Genomic DNA, 4,993 nt, shown 5'->3' on the forward strand with positions numbered 1-4,993 from the left:
TTCCATCGTCATCAGGTTGTGCACGCCATCGGACAAGGCCGACGCGTACAGCATCGGATTGCGACGCCAGTTGGCGAGGGTCTCCTGTTCCAGCAGCCACCCGTCGATCACACCCAGCAGAATGCGGCGGTCCACCCGTTCTTCGTTCGACAGGGAGGTGCTGTCGAGTGACGTCAGGGCCGTCTGCGTGGCCTTGAGCTCCGCGATCTCCTTCGCGATCCCCGCGGCGTTGAAGTCATCGAGCAGGTCGTCGTGCGCGTGGAGGCCATTGCCGCCGGCAATCGATGGATGCCGTCGGGCGAAGTCGTTGAGGTACTGGTCGACCAGCTCAGCGAATCGGGGGGGATCGGCCTTGGGGGCTGATGGGGCGCAGGCGGGGAGCCCGGCGCAGCCCAGGAGCAGGGCGGCGGCGAGCCAGCCGCGCGCCGAGTGGCGGGGGAGGGGAATGGTCATGGCGCGGATAACGTGCGGGCGCGTGTCGCATTCGGCAATGCGGAAAGACGCCCCCCATCTTCCCCTCCGAGGACTTGATCCGGGCCCATCCGGCGGTTAACTATCGCGGCTCCCGGAGTCTGTTGGCCTTACGGCCAGCGGGGGTTCCGAGGACAGGTGGCCGAGTGGTTGAAGGCACCGGTCTCGAAAACCGGCATACCGGCAACGGTATCGTGAGTTCGAATCTCACCCTGTCCGCTTGTTGTCGCAGTCGCAGTTTCCAGCTCGAACGCGCCGCCACGGCCTGCCGCGGTGGCGCGTTCCTGCTTCCCCGGATGGGTGGCCGAGTGGTTTAAGGCGCACGCCTGGAAAGCGTGTTGGCTCGAAAGGGTCTCGGGGGTTCGAATCCCCCCCCATCCGCTGCACCACGATAGCCCCGCTGCGGTCGACCGACTGCGGCGGGGCTTCGTGCTTCGGGCGCCATTAGGGTACCGTCAGCCTTCGCCGCTGCATCACGCGGTACAGCGGCCAGCCGGCGCCGATCAACACGGTCCCCCAGAGAACCGCCGGTACCCCGGACCCGATCACCGCGACCGCCGCGAACACCAGCGCTCCGATCGAGGCCACCGACAGCAGCGCTGAACGGGGCAGGCGGCCGCGCGCCATGAACTTCAACGCGGCCAACGGCGACAGTATGTAGATGAGCAGTACCGTGGCCGTCGCCAGCTGCACGATGAAGGTGAACGCCCCGGTGAAGGCCGAACTGCCGTTGAGCAGCACCAGCGCGCTCGTGAGCACAGTACTCACCAGCGCCGAATTGCGCGCTGCCCCGCGTGCGTTGCGCACTCCCCACCACGCCGGCAGTTCCCCCGCCTCCGCCATCAGCGTCGGCGTCTCACCGGCGAGGAGCACCCATCCGTTCAGGCAGCCAAGCGCGGCGATCACCACCGCCACCGACACCAGCAGAGCGGCCGTATCGCCCAGTCCCAACGAGACGAACTCCACGAGCGGCGCGTTCGATTTCGCCACCGTGTCCGCCGGCATGAACGCTACCAGCGACACGCACAGCAGCATGATGATCAGGCCGCTGAAGATCGTGCCGATCATCGTGGCGCGAGGCACCACCCGCGCGGGATCCTCGACGGCGTCGCTCGGTACGGCCGCGCACTCGATCCCCAGCATCGCATAGAGCGTGAGCGTGGTCGTGGTCGCCGCGGCGCCAAGCGTGAGCTGCGACGCGTCGAAGGGCTGCACGACGCCGAGTCCACCGTTCACGAGCAGCATCACCGCCACGATGAAGGCCGCGATGAACGGCCACATCTTGAGGATGGTCGTGACCAGCTGCACGCGACCCGCCGTCTGCACGCCGCGCCAGTTGACCGCTGCGAAGCACCACAGCAACACCACGCCGGTGATCGCTGACAGCGGGCGCGAGCGGTCGAGCGCCGGAACGAGCTTGCCGAGATAGCTCACGGCGCCGATGACGATGACGGCGTTCGCCACCCACACGGAGACCCAGTAGCCCCATGCGTTGAGGAACGCCACGTTGCTTCCGAACGCCTCGCGCACGATGCCCATGGCCCCGCCCGAGTGGGGCAGGTGGCGCGACAGCACGGCGAACACCCACGCCAGGCACAGGGCCCCGGTCAGCGTCACCGCCCATCCGAGCAGACTGCCCCACCCGTAGGGCGCAAGCGAGACGGGCACCATGAAAGCGCCGACCCCGATGATGTTGCCCACCACCAGCGCGGTTGCGGTCCACGGGCCTAGCTTGTGCGAAGGGCGTTCGGCAGGCAGCGTCATGCCGAGAACATACCCCTTGAAACGCTCCCGCGTTGCCTGATCACGCTTCTCCACCGTAGTCGTTCATGTCCACACCGTCTCCGTTGCTGGCGCTCACCCGCGCTGTGAGTCCCTCGATCGTCGCCTGTGAGCTCACGCACCTCGACCGCCTCCCCATCGATACGGCGCGGGCCGAGGCGCAGCACGCCGAGTACGAAGCGGCCTTGCGCACACTCGGCTGTGAGGTGCGACGGGTACCGGCCGCGCCCGACAATCCCGATGCGGTGTTCATCGAGGACACCGCCATCGTGCTCGACGAACTGGCCGTGATCACCCGGCCGGGCGCACCAAGTCGTCGCGCCGAGGTGGAGCCCGTGGCCGCAATACTGACCGAGTATCGTGCGCTGGCCCGCATCGAGGCGCCGGGGGCACTCGACGGCGGCGATGTGATGCAGGTGGGCCGTACTCTCTACGTGGGGCGAACGTTGCGCACCAACGACGCGGGTATTGCCCAGCTGGCGCGACTCGTCCAGCCCCACGGGTACACGGTGATACCCGTGGAAGTGACGGGCTGCCTGCATCTCAAGAGCGCCGTCACGGCGCTCGATGATCAGACGGTGCTGTGCAATCCGGCCTGGGTGTCGCCGGCCGCGTTCGCGCCGCATCGCGCCGTCCTCGTCGATGCGACGGAACCGGATGCCGCCAACGTGGTGCGCGTGGGAACCTCCCTGTTGGCTGCGGCGGCGTTCACGCGAACAAATGCGACGCTTCGGGCCGCGGGATATGCGCTTGTCACCGTGCCGGCCGACGAACTCGCGAAAGCCGAGGGCGCGGTGACCTGCTGCAGCCTGCTCGTATCCGGGCCATGAACTCGCGATTCACGCCCTAGAACAGCACCCGCGCCATGCGTCGCCGAGTGTCGCGCACGAACTCCTCGTCGGCGCTGCCCTGCAGCACCGCCACCAGCGCTGTGCGCGCCGGACTCGCGTCACTATGGTCTTCCCGCAGCGCTTCGAGCAACACGTCGACACCGGCGGACACCTCACCCGCAGCCACGCGTTCGAGTCCATCGCGGACCAGATCGCCCTCCGGACGGCTTGCGGCAAGCGCACGTAATTCGAGACGGGCGCGCGCGCGCACGGCCGACGGGTCACCATACACGGCAGCGGGAAGCGCTTCGAGCGCGTGACGCGCTTCGGCATCGGCGCCGGCTTCCGCCAGCGCCACGGCGAGACCGAGTTGCAGGTCCGTACGCGTCGCGTCTTGCGCCAGTGCCGCACGCAGTTCGGTAACCCGCGTCGCCGCGTCGTCCGACCAGGTCTCGGTCTTCCCGCCGCGGATCACGCCGTGCTGGGCGAGAAACGAGCGGATCTGCCCCTCCGGCAGCGCCCCCGGAAAGCTCGCCACGGCCTTCCCGCCCTTGAAGAGCATGACCGTGGGGATGCTGCGGATCTGGAACTGCATGGCCAGCGCCTGCTCGCGATCGGTATCCACCTTCGCCAGCACGAAGCCGCCGGCATACGCGTTCGCGAGTTTCTCGAGGACGGGGCCCAGCGCCCGGCACGGACCGCACCAGGTGGCCCAGAAATCCACGAGCACCGGCGTGTCCAGCGAGGCATCGACTACCGCCTTCGTGAAATCAGCGGTGGTCACATCGATCACATGCGTCGTTCCTTCCATGAACCTATCCCTTGCGAACGAACTCGCTCTTGAGCTTCATGGCGCCAATGCCATCGATGCGGCAATCGATGTCGTGATCGCCGTCGACCAGGCGGATGTTCTTCACCTTCGTCCCGACCTTCACCACCTGCGAAGTCCCCTTGATCTTGAGATCCTTGATCACGGTGACGGTGTCGCCGTCGGCCAGCGGATTGCCATTGGCATCACGGATGGCGGGCGGGACATCGGCGCTCGCGGACGATGCCTCGCCCGCTACCCATTCGTGAGCGCACTCGGGGCAGATGAGCAGGGTGCCACTTTCGTATGCGTAAGGCGACGCACAAGACGGGCAGGGCGGTAGTGTCGACATGCGATGGGCACCGGGACGGGAAAGGGGAGCAGGAACAAACGGTGTCCTGCTCCCCGTGGACGGTCAGTTACTTGCCACCGCGGGCACGGCGCTGTGCGTTCCCCATCTCCTCGATGTCGGCCAGCATCTTCTTGGCGTCGTACACGATGCCGTCCTTGATGGTCCACTTCACGCCGCCATACGTCTCCACCTTGCCGGTCTCGTCGTTGAGGCGCTGCCAGCCGGTGCCGTACAGCACCTTGAGATTCGTGAAGGGGTTGGCGTCGACGATCACCAGGTCGGCCAGCATACCGGGTTCCACGACGCCCTTGTCGATCGGGGTGTTGGTCGCCTTGTTGAGCGCGACCGACGCGTGGTAGGTGCCCGCGCGAATGGCCTCGCCCGGATAGAAGCCCGCCTCCTGCAGCAGTTCCAGCTCCTCGATCGTGCTGAACCCCGGCGTGTTCCAGATGAAGCCGGCGTCAGAGCTCGCCGTCACGCGACCACCCATGTTCTTGTAGTCGTTCAGGAACATCATCCACACGCGATAGAAGTTCTTCCACGCGACTTCGTCGGCCGTCGTCCAGTCGTAGAAGTAGGCGCCGTGGTTTTCGCGATTACTGATATAGAAGTCGCGTTGCGTGGGGATCGTGTACTTCTCGTGCCACGGGGCGTACATGCGATGGTTCACATCGCGGCCCGTGAGGTACGTCGTCATCGTGGGGTCGAGCGTGACGTCGCGATCCTTCAGGTTCTTGAGGAACCGGTTCC

5 protein-coding genes, 2 tRNA genes and 1 pseudogene are annotated in these 4,993 nt (G+C 66.6%); 3 read left to right on the forward strand and 5 right to left on the reverse strand.

Features of this window, described 5'->3' with window-relative positions; translation table 11 throughout:
• Positions 1-453 (reverse strand): annotated as a pseudogene (locus tag ACIQ6O_RS12745) (hypothetical protein); the annotation flags it as partial.
• A 150-nt stretch (positions 454-603) separates the two neighbouring features.
• Between ACIQ6O_RS12745 and ACIQ6O_RS12750 the strand changes: the two are divergent.
• Positions 604-690 (forward strand) — tRNA-Ser (locus ACIQ6O_RS12750).
• A 75-nt stretch (positions 691-765) separates the two neighbouring features.
• A tRNA-Ser gene (locus ACIQ6O_RS12755) sits at positions 766-852 on the forward strand.
• Positions 853-915: 63 nt separating this feature from the next.
• Here ACIQ6O_RS12755 and ACIQ6O_RS12760 read toward each other — a convergent pair.
• Complete coding sequence (locus ACIQ6O_RS12760) at positions 916-2,235, reverse strand: amino acid permease (protein ID WP_396208170.1); 1,320 nt, start codon at positions 2,233-2,235, stop codon at positions 916-918.
• Positions 2,236-2,300: 65 nt separating this feature from the next.
• On the opposite strand from ACIQ6O_RS12760, the gene ACIQ6O_RS12765 reads away from it, so the two are divergent.
• A complete protein-coding gene (locus tag ACIQ6O_RS12765) occupies positions 2,301-3,083 on the forward strand; it encodes a dimethylarginine dimethylaminohydrolase family protein (protein ID WP_396208171.1) in 783 nt (260 codons plus the stop codon).
• Positions 3,084-3,099: 16 nt separating this feature from the next.
• Here ACIQ6O_RS12765 and trxA read toward each other — a convergent pair whose 3' ends face one another.
• The 3 genes from trxA to ACIQ6O_RS12780 all read right to left on the reverse strand — a co-directional run.
• Positions 3,100-3,894, reverse strand: a complete 795-nt coding sequence (trxA, locus tag ACIQ6O_RS12770) for a thioredoxin (protein ID WP_396208172.1) — start codon at positions 3,892-3,894, stop codon at positions 3,100-3,102.
• Positions 3,895-3,898: 4 nt separating this feature from the next.
• Positions 3,899-4,243: a zinc ribbon domain-containing protein YjdM gene (locus ACIQ6O_RS12775; RefSeq protein ID WP_396208173.1), complete on the reverse strand. Its 345-nt coding sequence runs from the start codon at positions 4,241-4,243 to the stop codon at positions 3,899-3,901.
• A 67-nt stretch (positions 4,244-4,310) separates the two neighbouring features.
• Positions 4,311-4,993 (reverse strand): amidohydrolase family protein (locus ACIQ6O_RS12780; protein ID WP_396208174.1); only part of this gene is annotated, 683 nt, incomplete at its 5' end.

Origin of the sequence: Gemmatimonas sp. (assembly GCF_044345575.1) — a bacterium.
Lineage (GTDB): Bacteria > Gemmatimonadota > Gemmatimonadetes > Gemmatimonadales > Gemmatimonadaceae > Gemmatimonas.

Coding starts and splice junctions, on each gene's coding strand:
- ACIQ6O_RS12760 (WP_396208170.1), bottom strand. CDS start 2,235: ATGACGCTGCCTGCCGAACGCCCTTCGCACAAGCTAGGCCCGTGGACC.
- trxA (WP_396208172.1), bottom strand. CDS start 3,894: ATGGAAGGAACGACGCATGTGATCGATGTGACCACCGCTGATTTCACG.
- ACIQ6O_RS12765 (WP_396208171.1), top strand. CDS start 2,301: ATGTCCACACCGTCTCCGTTGCTGGCGCTCACCCGCGCTGTGAGTCCC.
- ACIQ6O_RS12775 (WP_396208173.1), bottom strand. CDS start 4,243: ATGTCGACACTACCGCCCTGCCCGTCTTGTGCGTCGCCTTACGCATAC.